General features: G+C 66.1%; 12 protein-coding genes. 2 read left to right on the top strand and 10 right to left on the bottom strand.

The annotated features are described in order from the left end of the window. Positions 1 to 227 precede the first annotated feature (227 nt). Genes narI through ACWEVR_RS27095 form a run of 5 tightly spaced genes read right to left on the bottom strand, consistent with a single transcriptional unit; the run spans position 228 to position 8301 of the window. The gene (gene narI, locus ACWEVR_RS27115; protein ID WP_067488147.1) at positions 228 to 959 is read right to left on the bottom strand and encodes a respiratory nitrate reductase subunit gamma; all 732 of its coding nucleotides are present in this window, start codon (positions 957 to 959) and stop codon (positions 228 to 230) included. Next, a complete protein-coding gene (gene narJ, locus ACWEVR_RS27110; RefSeq protein WP_067488145.1) occupies positions 946 to 1650 on the bottom strand; it encodes a nitrate reductase molybdenum cofactor assembly chaperone in 705 nt (234 codons plus the stop codon). Before narJ ends, narI begins: the two co-directional genes overlap by 14 nt. Continuing rightward, entirely contained in the window at positions 1647 to 3317 is a 1671-nt protein-coding gene (gene narH, locus ACWEVR_RS27105; protein ID WP_067488143.1) for a nitrate reductase subunit beta, read from the bottom strand. The genes narJ and narH overlap by 4 nt, the downstream gene beginning before the upstream one ends. Before the next feature lie 49 nt (positions 3318 to 3366). Further along, positions 3367 to 7062, bottom strand: a complete 3696-nt coding sequence (locus ACWEVR_RS27100) for a nitrate reductase subunit alpha (protein WP_452469227.1) — start codon at positions 7060 to 7062, stop codon at positions 3367 to 3369. A gap of 24 nt (positions 7063 to 7086) precedes the next feature. After that, entirely contained in the window at positions 7087 to 8301 is a 1215-nt protein-coding gene (locus ACWEVR_RS27095) for a nitrate/nitrite transporter (protein ID WP_067488338.1), read from the bottom strand. A 1411-nt stretch (positions 8302 to 9712) separates the two neighbouring features. Between ACWEVR_RS27095 and ACWEVR_RS27090 the strand changes: the two genes are divergently transcribed. Both ACWEVR_RS27090 and ACWEVR_RS27085 read left to right on the top strand, forming a co-directional pair. Continuing rightward, the gene (locus ACWEVR_RS27090) at positions 9713 to 9967 is read left to right on the top strand and encodes a hypothetical protein (RefSeq protein ID WP_133734197.1); all 255 of its coding nucleotides are present in this window, start codon (positions 9713 to 9715) and stop codon (positions 9965 to 9967) included. Positions 9968 to 10066: 99 nt separating this feature from the next. Then, positions 10067 to 10693: a hypothetical protein gene (locus ACWEVR_RS27085; protein WP_452469226.1), complete on the top strand. Its 627-nt coding sequence runs from the start codon at positions 10067 to 10069 to the stop codon at positions 10691 to 10693. Here ACWEVR_RS27085 and ACWEVR_RS27080 read toward each other — a convergent pair. The 5 genes from ACWEVR_RS27080 to ACWEVR_RS27060 all read right to left on the bottom strand — a co-directional run bounded on the left by ACWEVR_RS27080 (position 10666) and on the right by ACWEVR_RS27060 (position 15550). Next, complete coding sequence (locus ACWEVR_RS27080; RefSeq protein ID WP_133734196.1) at positions 10666 to 11640, bottom strand: hypothetical protein; 975 nt, start codon at positions 11638 to 11640, stop codon at positions 10666 to 10668. The two genes, ACWEVR_RS27085 and ACWEVR_RS27080, sit on opposite strands and share 28 nt — an antisense overlap. Positions 11641 to 11935: 295 nt before the next feature. After that, positions 11936 to 12226 (bottom strand): spore germination protein GerW family protein, encoded by a 291-nt coding sequence (locus ACWEVR_RS27075; protein WP_452469287.1) that lies wholly within the window; start codon positions 12224 to 12226, stop codon positions 11936 to 11938. A 192-nt stretch (positions 12227 to 12418) separates the two neighbouring features. Beyond that, on the bottom strand, positions 12419 to 13378 hold the full coding sequence (locus ACWEVR_RS27070; RefSeq protein ID WP_307656709.1) for a universal stress protein: 960 nt from the start codon (positions 13376 to 13378) through the stop codon (positions 12419 to 12421). Between the two features lie 409 nt (positions 13379 to 13787). Beyond that, positions 13788 to 14285 (bottom strand): hypothetical protein, encoded by a 498-nt coding sequence (locus tag ACWEVR_RS27065; RefSeq protein ID WP_378666679.1) that lies wholly within the window; start codon positions 14283 to 14285, stop codon positions 13788 to 13790. A gap of 254 nt (positions 14286 to 14539) precedes the next feature. After that, positions 14540 to 15550 carry an Acg family FMN-binding oxidoreductase gene (locus ACWEVR_RS27060; protein ID WP_067488131.1) on the bottom strand — a complete coding sequence of 337 codons (1011 nt, stop codon included), beginning with the start codon at positions 15548 to 15550 and terminating at the stop codon, positions 14540 to 14542. Between the last annotated feature and the right edge of the window lie 234 nt (positions 15551 to 15784).

The raw sequence follows: 15784 nt of genomic DNA, 5'->3' as shown, positions 1-15784 counted from the left end.
TTTTCACCAGCCACATCCCTGCTGCGCAGGGATACAGCGGTCAGGCGCCACCTTCGGTGTCGCCAACACCTCGACGGTGGGACGGATCTACGATGGTCGGGCCGATGCCGTAGCCGCCGCGCCGGGCGATGACTACACCGAAATCGCGCCGTCAACCTGACCGCTGGATGCAGTGGATTCGCAATAGAAGGCAGCGGTTCAGGATTCGGATCTACCGCTTCGCGTCGCTACCAGCCGCGTCGGCGCGGCTGGGACCCCACGAGCTGATCAGCCGTAGCGGCTTCTCTGCTGCGGTAAACCACATAGGGCCGGAACAGGTAGCCGATGGGCGCGCTGAACGCGTGTACGAGGCGGGTGAACGGCCACAGCGCGAACAACGCCATCGCGATCAGTGCGTGCACCTGAAACGACAGGGGTGCTTGCATCATCAGATCGCCGCGGGGTTGCAGGATCCAGATGGACCGGAACCACGGGGACACGGTCTGGCGGTAGTTGTGTTCCTCGCCGACGACCCCCGAACCGATCAGTGTCGTGGCCAGCCCGGCCACGATGGCGGCGACCAGAACCACGTACATGATCTTGTCGTTGGTCGTGGTTGCGGTGAAGACCGGGCCGTTGGTGCGCCTGCGGTAGATCAGCAACGCGATCCCTACCAGCGTGGACACCCCGGCGATCGTGCCCAGGGTGATCGCCTGGAGGTGATAGGCGTGCTGACTCAACCCGAGCGCGTCGGTCCACGATTGCGGGATGATCAGGCCGATCACGTGCCCGACGATCACCACCAAGATCCCGAAATGGAACATCGGGCTGGCGATGCGCAACAGCCGATTCTCATACAGTTGCGACGATCGTGTGGTCCACCCGAATTTGTCGTAGCGGTAGCGCCACCAGGTGCCGACCACCACGATCGCCAGGGTCACATACGGCACGATGTCCCAGAAGATCTCACCTGCGCCCATCATCGGCTCCTTCGCGCTGTACTGGATTGCCCGCACCGTCGCGGCGTGGCGGCACGGTCAGGGTGAACGGCTGTAAGCCGATCGCCTCCGCGGGCGGGCCGGCGGCGGCCAGTCGCTGGGCGCGGCGTTGGTCCTGGTCGGTGACCGGCGGCAACGTCAGACAGACCGCCTCGACGGTGGGGGCATACACCGATGCGCGCTCGTTCAACGCACCCCGCAAGATATCGAGGGCGATGCGGTGTTCGCGCAGTAGCCGCTCCCCCGCTGCCGGGTCGACGGTGGCGGCGAATTCGAGTACGACGGTCAGATGATCGGGTGCCTCGGTGGCCGGGGCCGGGGCGCCTGCCTGGCGGTAGGTCTGGGCGAAGGCATGCATCGCTGTCCCTCGGTTTCGGGTGTCGCCGTCGGTCCAGTAGGTCAGATACATGGTCGCGCCGCGGTGCAGGTCGAAGGTGTCGACGTAGTCGGCCTGCAGTGTGAACGGGTCGGCCCCGGTCAGCGCGTCCACGGTGCTGTCCAGCAACCGGCGTGGCTGACCACCCACGTGGTCGAGCAGCGATCGCACCCCGGCGAGCCGGTCCGGCAGACGATCGTCGGGATAGGTCAGCAGTACGGAAGCTGTTTGGCGAATCAGCCGGTGCTGCAGCTGGTTACGATCGGTGTCGGCGTTGCTTCGGAACAAGGCCTTCACGTGTTCGCTCCATCGTCGGAGTGTGTGCGGGGGAACATTCCCTCCGGAACACCGTTGCCGTCCCAGTTGAGCAGGTTCACCCGAGAAGGTCGCGCCGCTGAGCCGGCCGGTTCTTCGCTGGTCTGACGCTGTTGCAACGCGTGGAAGGTCTCGACCGCGACCGGGACCGGCCCGCCGCTGGTTTCGCCGAACGGTCCCGAGTCATACATGCCAGGGCCACCCTCATACGACAGGGCGCAGTCGGTGGCGGTCTCCTCGAGGCGGTGGGCCTCGGCGGCGTAGACACTGGGAATCACGTACCGCTGCTCGTATTTGGCGAGCGCGAGCAGCCGGTACATCTCATACATCTGCTCCTCGGTGAGCCCGACCGATTCGGGGATGTGTGGCTGGGTCTCTCGTCCGAGGTTGATGTCACGCATATAGGAGCGCATGGCGGCCAGGCGCCGCAGCACGTCGGCGACGGGCTCGGGGTCTCCTGCGGTGAACAGCTCGGCCAGGTATTGGATGGGGATGCGCAGCGCTTCCAGGGCTCCGAACAGGTTTCCGAGGTCTTCGCCGTCGTGGCCGTCGCGGCTGACGGCGTCGACGACCGGTGACAGGGGCGGCACGTACCAGACCATCGGCAGTGTCCGGTATTCCGGGTGCAGCGGCAGCGCGACTTTGTAGGTGTGGATCAACGCATACACCGGCGACTTCTGCGCTGCTTCGATCCATTCCTCGGAGATGCCGGCAGCGCGTGCCCCGGCGATGACGCCGGGATCGTGGGGGTCGAGCAGGATGTCGCGTTGGGCTTCATACAGGTCGGTGTCGTTTTCGACCGAGGCCGCTTCGGTGACGCGGTCGAGGTCGTAGAGCACCAGCCCGATGTAGCGCAGCCGTCCTACGCAGGTTTCCGAGCACACCGTCGGCAGGCCGACTTCGACCCGCGGGTAGCAGAACGTACATTTCTCGGCTTTGCCGGTTTTATGGTTGAAGTACACCTTCTTGTAAGGACATCCCGACACACACATGCGCCAGCCACGGCACTTGTCCTGGTCGACGAGCACGATGCCGTCTTCGGTGCGCTTGTACATCGCACCGGATGGGCACGAGGCCACGCAGGAGGGGTTGAGGCAGTGTTCGCAGATGCGGGGCAGGTAGAACATGAAGGTCTGCTCGAGTTCGAGCCGGACCTGTTCGCTGATCTTTTTCAAGATCGGGTCTCCGGGCAGGATTTCCGCTGATCCGCCCAGATCGTCGTCCCAGTTCGCCGACCAGGACACCTTCATCGGTTTGCCGCTGATCACACTGCGCGGCGCCGCGACGGGCATGTGCTCGCCCAGTGGGGCCGAGATCAGGTTGTCGTAGTCGTAGGTCCAAGGCTCGTAGTAGTCCGACAGTGCCGGCATTTTCGGGTTGGAGAAGATGCGGGCGAGTTTGGCCAGTCGTCCGCCGTCGCGCAGGCGCAGCCGTCCGCGGCGGTCACGGATCCAGCCTCCGCGCCAGCGGTCCTGGTCTTCGTAGGTGCGGGGATATCCTTGTCCGGGACGGGTTTCGACGTTGTTGAACCAGACGTACTCGGTACCGGAACGGTTGGTCCAGGTCTGTTTACACGTCACCGAGCAGGTGTGACACCCGATGCACTTGTCGAGGTTCATCACCATCGCCAGCTGCGCCATCACCTTCATGACCTGTCCCCCCGGTCCCCGGAACCTGGGCCCATACTCGTGGAGTTCATCAGTAGCTCACTTCCTGGGAGCGGCGGCGCACAACGGTGACCTCGTCGCGTTGGTTGCCGGTCGGTCCGAGATAGTTGAAGGCGTATGCGGTCTGGGCGTACCCGCCGGCCAGGTGGCTGGGTTTGACGAGCAGGCGGGTCAGCGAGTTGTGGATCCCGCCGCGCCGACCCGTTGTTTCGGTCAAGGGGACATCGACGACGCGTTCTTGGGCGTGGTAGACGAACACGACCCCTTCGGGGATGCGGTGGGAGACCGTGGCCCGGCACACCAGCACACCGTTGCGGTTGACCGCCTCGACCCAGTCGTTGTCAGCGACCGAGATTTTCGCGGCGTCGGCGATACTCATCCACATCGTGGGCCCGCCGCGCGAGAGCGAGAGCATGAACAAGTTGTCCTGATACTCGGAGTGGATCGACCACTTCGAATGCGGCGTCAGGTACCGCACGGTCAGCCCGAGGCCGTCTCGGCCTGACTGTCCGAGGGCGGGTTCGTCGAACAGGCGCGCCATATCCAGGGGCGGTCGGTAGGTGGGCAGCTGTTCGCCGAGTTCTTCGATCCAGTCGTGGTCGATGTAGAAGTGCATGCGCCCGGTCAGGGTGTGGAACGGTTTGAGTTCTTCGATGTTGACGGTGAACGGGGCGTAGCGGCGGCCGCCGGTTTCACTACCCGACCATTCCGGGCTGGTGATCACCGGCACCGGCCGCGCTTGGGTATCGGCGTAGGTGATGCGGCGTTCCTCACTGCCCTCGGCCAGGTGCACCAGCCGGCGCCCGGTGCGCTTTTCGAGCTGACGGAACCCTTCCACGGCCAGACGGCCGTTGGAGGTTCCCGACAGGGCCAAGATGGTGTCGGCCATCCGTTCGGCGGTGTTGATCGCCGGACGGCCCTGGGCCGCTCCGGAATCCATCACCCCGAACTTGCGGGCGAGTTCGTCGACCTCCTGCGTGGGTGTGGTGACCACGCCTTTGGTGTTCAACCCCAAGGTCTCCACGAGCGGGCCCAGAGCCGCCCATTTTTGGGCGATCGCGGTGTAGTCGCGTTCGACGACCGTCAACGGTCCCATCGTTTTCCCCGGTACCGGGACCTCGCCGGTGGCGCGCCAATCATGCTCGATGCCACCGGGGTAGGCCATCGCCGCGGGGGTGTCGTGTTGCAGGGTGGTCATCACGACGTCGGTGCGTGTGCCCAGATGGGTGGCGGCCAGGGTGCTGAAGGCGCGGGCGATCGCGCCGAAGGCCTCGTAGTCCGAGCGTGTCTCCCACGGCGGGTCGATGGCGGCGGTGAACGCGTGCAGGTACGGGTGCATGTCGGTGCTGGACAGATCAGCTTTCTCGTACCAGGTCGCCGCCGGCAGCACGACATCGGAGAGCAGTGTGGTCGAGGTCATGCGGAAATCGATCGACATGAGCAGGTCCAGTTTGCCTTCGGGCACCGGCCGGGAGGTATCGACCTGCCGTGGCACCATCCCCTGCCTGGCCGGAACCGCTTGCAGGTTCGACGATGTCCCCAGCAGATGTTGCAGGAAGTACTCGTTGCCTTTGCTGGAGGACCCGAGCAGGTTGGCCCGCCACACGCTCAGCACACGAGGCCAGTTGCGGCGGTCGTCGGGGTCGGTGACGGCGAGCTTGACGCTGCCGGCGGCGAGTCCTTCGGCGACATAGCCGGCGATGTCCTTGCCCGCGGCGCGGGCCTCGTCGGCCAGATCCAGGCTCGACCGGTCGAATTGGGGGTAGAACGGTGTCCAGCCCATCGCGACCGCCGAGGCCAGCACATCCATCGTGTGTTTGTCGGCGAATCGGCCGCGGCCCAGCGGGCTGGCCAGCGCGTCGGCACGGTACCCGTCATAGCGCCACTGGTCGGTGTGGGCATACCAGTAGGAGGTGCCGGCCATCTGACGTGGTGGGCGTGACCAGTCGGTGCCCATCGCCATCGCCGCCCACCCGGTCACCGGGCGGCATTTCTCCTGCCCGACATAGTGGGCCCACCCGCCGCCGTTGCGGCCCATCGACCCAGTGAGGATCAGCAGAGCCAGCACCGCACGGTAGGTGGCGTCACCGTGGAACCACTGACAGATCCCGGCGCCCATGATGATCATCGATCGGCCGCCGGACTCTTCGGCGTTGGCGGCGAATTCCTTCGCGACGCGGATCGCTTGGCTGGCCGAGACGCCGGTGATCGGTTCCTGCCAGGCCGGGGTGTAGGGCTGGGTCGGGTCGTCATAGCCGGAGGGCCACTGCCCCGGCAGGCCCGGTCGCGCCACCCCGTATTGGGCCAACATGAGATCGAAAACCGTGCACACCCGATGGTCACCGACACGGCGCACCGGCACCCCGCGGGCGATGCTGGTGCCGTGCCCATCGAGGGTGTCGAAGCTCGGCAAGTGGATCAGCGCGGTCTCGTCCTGATCAGGCTGGGCGTGTCTGACGGTGAGGGCGGGTTCCAGATCGCCGAGATCGAGGTTCCACTTGCCCATCCCGGCATCGCCGTACCGGAACCCCAGCGAACCGTGCGGCACCGCGACGGTGTCGGTGGCCGAGTCGAGCAGCACGGGTTTGAACGCGGCGTTGTCCACGTCGTGTCCGAGGTCTGCGGCGGTGAGGTTCTTGCCCGGGACGAGTGTGCCGTCGCGTTCTTCGAGCTTGATCAGAAACGGTAGGTCGGTGTAGCGGCGGACGTAGTCGACGAAGAACGGCACCCGGCGAGCGACGAAGCACTCGGTGAGGATCACATGCCCCATGGCCATCGCCAGCGCGCCGTCGGTACCCGCCGCGCACGGCATCCACTCGTCGGCGAACTTGGTGTTGTCGGCGTAATCGGGGCTGACGGTGACGATCTTGGTACCGCGATAACGCACCTCGGCCATCCAGTGCGCATCCGGTGTCCGGGTGACCGGCACGTTGGAACCCCACATCATCAGATACGACGCATCCCACCAGTCACCGGACTCCGGGACATCGGTCTGATCACCGAACACCTGCGGCGAGGCCACCGGCAGATCGGCGTACCAGTCGTAGAACGAGGTCATCACCCCGCCCAGAAGCTCGATGAACCGCGACCCCGCGGCGAAAGACACCATCGACATCGCCGGAATCGGGGAAAACCCCGCAACCCGGTCCGGGCCATACTTCTTGATGGTGTGCACATGAGCGGCGGCAATCATCTCGGTCGCTTCGGCCCACCCGATCCTGACCAGCCCGCCCTTACCGCGGGCCTGCTGATATCGGGTGCGCCGTTGCGGATCATTTTGGATCTCGGCCCACGCCAGAACCGGATCACCCAGACGCGACTTTGCCTCGCGGTACATCTGCACCAGCACTCCCCGCGCGTACGGGTAGCGCACCCGCGTCGGTGAGTAGGTGTACCAGGAGAACGCGGCGCCGCGCGGGCAACCGCGGGGCTCGTATTCGGGCCGATCCGGACCGACACTGGGATAGTCGGTTTCCTGGGTTTCCCAGGTGATGATCCCGTCTTTGACATAGATCTTCCACGAGCACGACCCGGTGCAGTTCACCCCGTGGGTGGAACGCACCACCTTGTCGTGGCTCCATCGTTGGCGGTAGAAGATGTCGCCCTCTCGCCCGCCGTCGCGGGTCACGGTGCGCCCGTCGGTCGAGATCGTCCCGGGGGTGAAGAATTGGCCGGTGTTGACCAGCAGCTCTTCGAGCCGGCCGCCGGTGTGGGGTGGTGGGGTCACAGAATCTCCTTCGGGTCGGTGCGGTCAACCCGCGGTGGCCGAAACCGGCTCCCTGGCATGCAATTTCGTTGCTGTGAAGATCAACGCGATGACCGCGGTCGCTACCAGCAGCAGCAGACCGACGGTGTAGTCGTTGTCGAGGGGGTCGTAGGTGGCGCCCATGACCAGCGGCGGGAAGTAGCCGCCGAGCCCGCCTGCCGCGGCGACGACACCGGTGATCGAGCCGACCGAGCGGGCCGGTGCGCGGCGCGCGACCCAGGCGAACACGCCGCCGGTGCCGATGCCGAGGAAGACTGCGAGCAAGATGAAGTCGGTGGCCGACCATACATCCGGCGGCGGCTGCAGCACCGCGATCGCGGCCATCACCGCGGTGCCGGCCAAGGAAGCCAGGACCACATATTTGGGTGCGATGCGGTCGGCCAGGGCGCCGCCGATCGGGCGGGCGATCACCGCGGCCAGCGCGAACGCCGCCGTCCGCGCGCCGGCATCGACGGCGGAGAACCCGTAGATCGTCTTGATGTAGGTGGGCAGGTAGTTGCTGAAGGCGACGAAGCCACCGAACACGACCGCGTACAGGAACGCCATCTCCCACGTCACCCGCAGTTTCAGCGCGGCAACGAGTTTGGGCACGACCGGATCGGTATTGGGATGGAATTGCGGTGAGTCGCCCATCATCACAAAGCACACCACGGCGGTGGCCGCGAGCGCTACCGCAACGATCGCATGGGTCGGGAACACACCGAACCAATTGACGAACCGCGGTGTGAAGAACGCCGAGAGCGCGGTGCCGACCATTCCGGCACCGAACACCCCGGTCGCGAACCCGCGCCGCGAGGGCTCATACCAGTTGTTGGCGAAGGGGATACCGACGGCGAAGACTGTGCCGGCGATGCCGAGGAAGAACCCGAACACCAACAGCAGTGGATAGGAGCCGGCCTGTCCGGCCGCGCCGACAGCGAGCACGGGCAGGATCGAGGCGAGGCAGATGGCAATGAACATGACTCGCCCGCCGAAGCGGTCGGTCAACGCGCCGACAGCGATCCGTCCCAGCGAGCCCACCAGGATCGGAGTGGCGACCAGCATCGATGTCTGGGTGCTACTCAGTGACAGGTCACCAGCGTAGATCGTCGACAGCGGGCCGATCATGTTCCACGCCCAGAAGTTGATCGCCGACACCCAGGTCGCCAACGCCAGGTTGGCTCCACGTTTCGCGCCGATCCCGGTAGCAGACCGCGTCACCGAAACCACAGCCAATCCGCTTTCCTGCTCAGGTCCCCGGGTACGGCTACCGATCGCAGCGGCCGGCTGTTTCGCCTCTGCGCCGACCGGTGCATTGCGGCCGCTGCCGGGGGTGGCGTGCTTCGCTCGGTCCCGACTGGTTCTTTCTGGTAGGCCGGCGGTGTGGGCCAGCGCCGCAGGTGCTCCGACCTACGCGCGTCCTCGGAAATCCCTGCCGAGACCTGTCCCTCGCAGAATGGCCCTTCATCTGGCTGGGCGTGCATGCACGTGCCTCCTGTCTGGGACGTATCGCTGATACGTCGTCATCCTCACGGGCCCGGTCGGTGTCCCAATAGGGCCTTTCGGCCCGCCGCGAGTGGGCAACCTGTCACACACGCCGAGCAGCGGCGGGTAGCTCATGTGCGATCTTGGTATGCCAGGCCCATCTGGCGCTGCGCGACATGCCGACTGCGCCATTGCCGTAGTACCCGAACCGCTTCGGCGCTAACGCCAGCTCTCTGGCTGCTGGGTCCCGCGTCGTGACATGGACGCGGGCACCTCGGGCGAGCGCGATCTGTGCGGTGAGTGGGCGCTGCCGCCGCAGCCGTAGATGTCCAGAGCGCCGTTCGCGGGGTGCCTCTGCGGCAGCGCGTGGGACCCGATGTGCCAGCGCACATCAGTGGATGTTGACTCCTCGCCGGAACGTGCAACGGCAACGGCAACGCGGAATCAGCGCGAACCGTGGCGAATTCGGTGCCCCCGTGGCCCCGGCGTTCCACGGGGTAGCCCGACCGCGGGCACAGGTGCTCTGCCCCGTGCAGGCAGTGCCGGCATGCACCACTTGTCCGTCGCAGCCACAAAATGCCGACCCGGTCACCGACCCTGACGGTGACCGGGTCGGGACGGAGACGACCTTCGCGGCCACCTCGTGTCGTGGCGCCACCGCCTGTCGATAGACCGATCCGCGTATTCCTTCGCCTCGATCTCACCTCGAGCGAACCGCTCCGCCAGCACATGCTCGCCTAACGGCAGCACCGGATACGCGCAGCGCTCGCTGTCCGTCCGATACAGGTATCGCAGGGCGAGCGCGAAACCAACGATCAACAAACTCCAGAACACGACCATTCCCAAGCCCATCCAAGGGTATCCCCAGCTACTGACATCATGGTCGTACCAGTACATTTCCGGTCTTCCTCATTCCGTGTTCCGAAACCATGCGACACTGCGGTTGTCGGTGCTGTAACCATGACCCTTGCGGTCGCGGCGAGGTAAGGGCCGACAGACACCATCGGGGACTACCTACTCCTCCCAGATGACTTTCGTCGAGGCCGGCGAGGACCAACGCCTCTCACCACAAACCAGACGCTGGAGGACAGTTCTCTCGAGCGACCGGGGAAGTGTCCCGGTTCACACAAACCTTGGAGGAATCACCGTGAGCGACAGCACTTCCAGCGTGGCGTACCACAGCAAGCCGGGCGAGAGCCTCGCAGATCCCTACAACATTCCCGGGATTCTGCTCTTCTTCACCGGAATCGTCGGACTCGCATCGACATTGACAGCAGCAGGGTCCGGGTTCAGCGGCTGGACCACACTCGGGGCGATCGCCACAGCGTTGAGCTTCACCGCGAGCATCGCCGTGTTCGTCCTCGAACACGAGCGGCTGCGTAAACTCGCCAGCCGCCGCTGAGCGGCCCGGGTTCGTCCAGCTCCGCCGCGCGGGGCGCAGCGGACGGTTTGGGATGTCTGGCCGTGAAACGGTTCTCAGCACCCTGACGAAAGTGCCGGCATGATCACGACACTCTCGCAACTGCTCGTTGTTGTCGCCGTTGTGTTCACGGGGAATTTGTTGCCGGCGTTCGGGCCGCCCAACGCGCTGCTCGTGGTGTTCTTCGGGCTGACCTGGAACCTCCATCCGGTACCACTTGTCATCGCCGCCGCTGTCGCCTCAGGCGCCGGGCGGTATGCCCTGGCCATCGCCACCCGGTCCGCCGGTGGCCGACTCGGCCCGCAACGCACAGCCAACCTGCGAGCCGCCAGCGGATATCTCACCCGGCGTCGTGACCGCAGGTTTGCCACCATCGGAGTCTTTTTGTTCTCGCCGTTACCGTCGGCGCAGATGTTCGAGGCTGCCGGGCTCTTGGGCTTGCCTCTTGTTCCGCTCACCACCGCGCACGTGGCGGGAAGACTGGTCAGCTTCTCGCTCTATATCGGTGCGGCCGAAGTCGCCGAGCGCAGTCTCGGCGAGACCCTGACCTCCTCGTTCACCACGCCCTACGGCATCGCCGTGCAGATCGGTCTCCTCGTTGGTGTCTTCATGCTCACCCGGGTCGACTGGACCAAGTATTTGCCGATCGCGAAAGCAGCGCCCAGCACCGATCCACCGGCTCAGGCAACGCCGTCCGAGCGGTCCTGACGGTGACCGAGATACTTGCGCGTGACGGTGAATACGCTGGCGGCGCAGACCAGCACCACCGCGATTGCACTGATTCCGATCCCGATGTCGAGGCCCCTGCCCACATCAGCGCCCTCACCGCGCAGCTCGGCAAGGAAAACGTCGGAGAAATAGGGCCGGTGCGCCAAGACGGCGGCCGCGGTCGCGATGGCGAACAGATCGGCCGCGACCGACAACGCGGTGACCGGCAACGTCCAGGCACGAACGAGCAGTTGCGCGGCGGCGACCGCGATCCACAGCACAGCAACTCCCGCCACCGCAGGCAGTAGCCGGCTCACCACACCAGGATCGAGGCCGTCGGCGATCTCGGCGAGAAACGGCGGCGCCAGCGCCGGGAAGAAACACAACGCCACGGCCAGCACGGCGATCGCGAACACCAGATCGCCGATGGCCTCGCCGAGTGGGATCTCTCGCCCGTGTGGCACCGGCGCCAGGTCCTCGGGCCGCCACTCGTGCAGCACCACGCCCGGCGCGACGCGCTCCAGCACCGCGAACGCGACAGTCACCCAGAACGCGGTGTACACCGCGCCCGCGAACGCGGAGGTCAACCCGTCCTGAAGTACCTCGAAGACGGTCGGCGCGGCTTCTCCGCCGAGCGAGGTCGTCAGCAGACTCACTCCGCCCACGGCGATCGCCATCGCCCGCATCGCCGGCCACAGAACCTGTAGATAGGTGTCGTAGAGGTGAGGGCCGATCAGCTGTCGGGGCGCGCCGCGGAATCGTCGAGCTTGATCCGCGGGCGGCCCCAACTGGGCCAGGACCGCTCGCACCGCACGCGCGGGCGCCTCCTCGGCGATCCGGGTCCGCAATTCCGCGCCGATTTTACCGCGGCTGGAGCGCGGGACATGGGCAAGGACCGCGTACACATAGCGGTCGATCAAGTCCTTGTCAGACAACTCGTCTGCCACTGTTACTCCCTGATCCAGGTGCTCGCTCGTTTCCAACCCGCGCATACATCGCCGACGGGCGCCCACCTGCTAGTGCCGACGGTCCGTCGAATTACGTGGCGAAGCGATGCCTGGCAAGTACCGAATGCCGCGCCGAGGCGACCTTGGGTCGCGCGACGAGGAGCACGAGGCATGCACAGCTCCGATCAGCCCCAACCCGAGCAGCGCTCCGCGCACGGCTGAACCGCTTTTGCCACATGGGTCGTCGCGCCGCCGGATCAGCGACGAGGACGCAGTCGGGTCGACGGCGAGATGATCACCGCCCGCCGGCGGAGCGGATGCCGCCGACTATCAGCGCTGCCAGGACAACGGCCCCGACAACGGTGATCAGCCTGTTCATATCGATCGCCGGCTGCCACCGCACGTTTCCGTCACGGATGACGAACGCGCCGACCGGCTTCGCCCCGACCCCGAAGCCGGCACCCGATCCCGCGTCGCCATTGGTCTCCGATCCACCGCCCCCGGCGCCACCGGAGACGGCGGCGACGCCGATCAGCGTGGTGCCGTCACGTTCGATCGGTTCGGCGTAGACGCGCTCGACAGCCATCACGTCTTTCACGGTGCGGAAAACATCATCGATCTTTATCGTCCTACTCCTGATGATCTGGTCAAGAACTCGAAACCGGGGGACGTCGCCACGACCGGTGGGCGGGATTCACCGCCAGGCCTCGGAGCAGCTCGTCGCAGCGCACCAACAGTTTTGGTGCCCCGTCTCAGGCGGACGCCCCTGTCGTCACTGCTACTTCCTGTCGCGTACGACGATCATCGGAATGTCCACCGAGTGCAGCAGAGCGTTGCTCGTGGAGCCGAGCAGCATACTGGCGAATCCGCCGCGGCCGTGACTGCCAACCACCAGCAACTGTGCCGAAGTGGACTCTTCCAGCAGCGCACGGACCGGGCGGTTGGCCACGACGATGCCGCGCACAGCCACGTCGGGGTAGCGCTCGCCGTAGCCGGCCAGCGCCTCGGAGAGCTCAGCTTCGGCGGTCTGTTTGCCCATTTCCCACCCGAGCGTCGGCAGATCGGCGCTGGCGTCACTGAACGCGTGGACCGCCACGACATCGACCTTGCGACGCGAGGCCTCCTCGAACGCGAGTTCCACCGCGGGCACACTGTTGTCGGACCCGTCGACGCCGACCAGGACCGGCAGCGCGGCTGACACCGGATCGGACGCGACGATACCTTGGATCACCGCCACAGGGCAGTGGGCGTGGCGCGTCATCGCCGTACTGACCGAGCCGAGCAGCCCGCGCTGGAAGGCGCCGATGCCGCGACTGCCGACCACGAGTATCTCCGCCCCAGTCGAGCGGTCGATCAGCAGCGGCGCGGGCAACTCGAAGGCGACCTCGGTGGTGATCGTGAGATCCTCGTCGGGCACCGTAGCGCGGGCGACCCGCGCGGCTTCACCGACCACCCGCTCGGCGTCTACCCGCAGCCATTCCAGGTCGGCTTCACCGAGCGTGATCCCCGACCCGAAGCCCGTCTGTATCCCGGCCGAGGTGAGAATGTGCAGCGGCAGGTGGTGCAGCACCGCTTCGGCGGCTGCCCACGCGGCAGCCTGATAGGAGTTGGCCGATCCGTCGACCGCGGCCACCACGGGCCTGATTCGGTGTTCGGTGGGCCGCGCCTTCTTCTCGCTCATCGTTGTGCCTTTCCTCGGGGTCACCAGCTCGTCGTCGCCGACGTCGAGTTCGAGCATTCCCGTGATCGGCCGACCTCGAGCAGGGGACAAAGTCATTGTCGCGGCGGCCGATCGGCCCCAGATCTCGCTGCGTGGTCCCTCAACGCGGCGTGTGGGCGGTCCCGATCAGACCAGCGCACATCTGCGACCACGACTGGGGGCCGACGTCAGGTCGTTACGCTTGACCGTGACCGCCCGGCCGCCGTCAACGCGGCGAGCGACGCGCAACTCACCCACTCGTTGGACGACCGGCGACTGGTCGGTCCCCAGCTGACCAGTGAAGATCCACCGCCGGGGTGCGCAGAGCTGACACGAGAGAACTTCGCTTCTGCGGGAAAGCCGCCATCGGTCAACCGCTTCGCCTCGAGCACGTCGAGTGCCTCGGCGCAGCGTGGATCGTCGATCAACTCGGACTCGGCCAGCACCGTCAGCGCGAACAGGATGTCGTAGTGCCAATAGCAGGGAAGTGCAGCTCGAGAAACGCCCGATCGATGACGGAGTCGTCGGTGCGGCGGCGGAACAGCCGACGTCGGAGAAACAGTTCGGAAGCACGAAGGACCCCCTCGCGGGCATCGGAATCTCCGGTGGTGCGGGTATAGGCGTTCAGTGCCCGAAGCGGGACAACGCTCTCCCCGAATGACGACACGCGGCCGCTCGCTCGCCGATCACAGTTCCAGCCGCCGTCGGACCATTGGGCACGGAGCAGGCGAGCGACAAGGCGATCGATCCGCTCGTCGGCCAGTCCCAACCGCAGTAGCGACCAGACCAGGTTTCCCTCGATCGAGGCGTGCAGTGTCGGCAGATCCTCTCCCCGGACCCGACCCATATGCCGCCGCTCGTATTCCTGCGACAGCACCCACTCCAGCGCCTGCTCGCGCAACGGCACCAAGGACGCGTCACCCGCGGGATACCCGAGCTCGGCCAAGGCGAAAGCACCCAATGCGCGCCACGCCATTTCGCGTTGTAAGGGTGGAAGGGCAGTGTGCCGTCGGCGACTCGTTCCGAGAGCAGACGCCGCACGCGCGCGCTCTCCGGGACGCCGCGGCCGCTGCGGCGACCGCGGGATCGCGAGGGGACAGACCGAACACACCGCGGATTTACCCCTCCGGTCAGCAGCGACGTCGGCGCGGCGATCCAGGCCAACGGCTCGCCTGCCAGGGCGATGAGTGGTTCTCGCTCTCAGCCCGGATGCGCGGCGATCGTCAAGATCTCCTCGACCGGTCGACGTGAGATCGGCTGGGGCGGGGCGTCATCGGCTGGTGCGGCACCGACGCGGATGAGGACTTGCGGAACCCCGTTGCCGGTGATGAGACCTTCCAGGGCCCTACGGGCGCTGACCAGCTCGGTGATGTGGGTCAAGGCGCAGGTGGCCAGACCTGCACGGGTGCATTCCAGCAAGACCGCTGAGAGCGCTTCACCCACCTGTAGCCAGTCGTTGACGCTGTTGCCTGACGAGCTCAATACAATCAGTTCGGCTCGGTCTTCGATGTCGAGGCGGCGCCCGTTTCCCGGCGCGGCAGGAAATGTCCGGGCAATCGGAACGTGGGTAATGGCGTCATCGGGTGGCAGCGCCGTGCGCGGGATTCCCTCGTGCTGGGCTGAATGCCCTGTCCACCAGTGCAGTTCCGCTTGATAATCCATGTCGTATCGGCGTTTGGCGCTGGCCTCCTGCGATGCCTCGGCCAGGATCGGACGGGCACTGTCGGCCAGCACATCGAGCTCGATCCCATGGGGGTTTGCCAGCGTCCGTGCCGATCGGGCTACGTCCTCGAAACCCGCGGGTGCCAGCAGTGCAAGACGATCGGTGCGTCGATCCTGGATCGCTGCTGCGCGGGCAACGACGTCGTCGGGCGGGTTGGTCCAGGGTCGGGGTACCAGACGAGCCAACAGGTCAGGGCGCCCAGGATCGGGAAGGCGCTCGAGATCGGTGCGCCAACCGCGAGCGGCGAGCGCGGTGCGCAGGTGATCCAGGATGGCGCCACAGCTGATCACCAGCTGGCGTCCGGTCGGGTCCGCGGCGGTCAGGAGCCGGGTGTTGTCGCGACAGAGGAAAAGGTTCGTGCCGTCGAATTCCCAGCGCCAGGGCTGGGTGTTGTGGATCGAGGGGGCGCGGCAGGCTTGCTGCAGCGCCATCTGGATGGTCGACCGATCGACCGCCGGGGAGGTCATGTTCGCGTTGCTGTCAGTCATATGGCGAGTCTTCTCCCCTTCCGGACCTGCGGTGAACGGGAATTTGGTTCTTCATCGAGGGCCGATAGTCACCGGTGCTGCTGACCCCGAAACGACACACCGTTGCGTGCCCCTCGCAGTGCCGACGTCACAGGCACGAGAGAAGTCAACGGGGTCCGGTCGTCAGTGATCCCCTTGGGGCGGTGACGTCGGAACTCCGAGCCGTCGCGGTGGGTTCTGTCCGGGTGCGGTATG

The organism is Nocardia sp. NPDC003979 (assembly GCF_053605015.1).
Note: the sequence above shows the minus strand (reverse complement) of the source record. Positions and strands in the feature narration are given on the sequence as shown.

Bases quoted from the DNA above. Each gene is read 5' to 3' on its own strand.
- narI (WP_067488147.1), bottom strand. From the start codon at position 959: ATGGGCGCAGGTGAGATCTTCTGGGACATCGTGCCGTATGTGACCCTG.
- narH (WP_067488143.1), bottom strand. From the start codon at position 3,317: ATGAAGGTGATGGCGCAGCTGGCGATGGTGATGAACCTCGACAAGTGC.
- ACWEVR_RS27085 (WP_452469226.1), top strand. From the start codon at position 10,067: ATGATCACGACACTCTCGCAACTGCTCGTTGTTGTCGCCGTTGTGTTC.
- ACWEVR_RS27075 (WP_452469287.1), bottom strand. From the start codon at position 12,226: ATGGCTGTCGAGCGCGTCTACGCCGAACCGATCGAACGTGACGGCACC.
- ACWEVR_RS27070 (WP_307656709.1), bottom strand. From the start codon at position 13,378: ATGCTCGAACTCGACGTCGGCGACGACGAGCTGGTGACCCCGAGGAAA.
- ACWEVR_RS27060 (WP_067488131.1), bottom strand. From the start codon at position 15,550: ATGACTGACAGCAACGCGAACATGACCTCCCCGGCGGTCGATCGGTCG.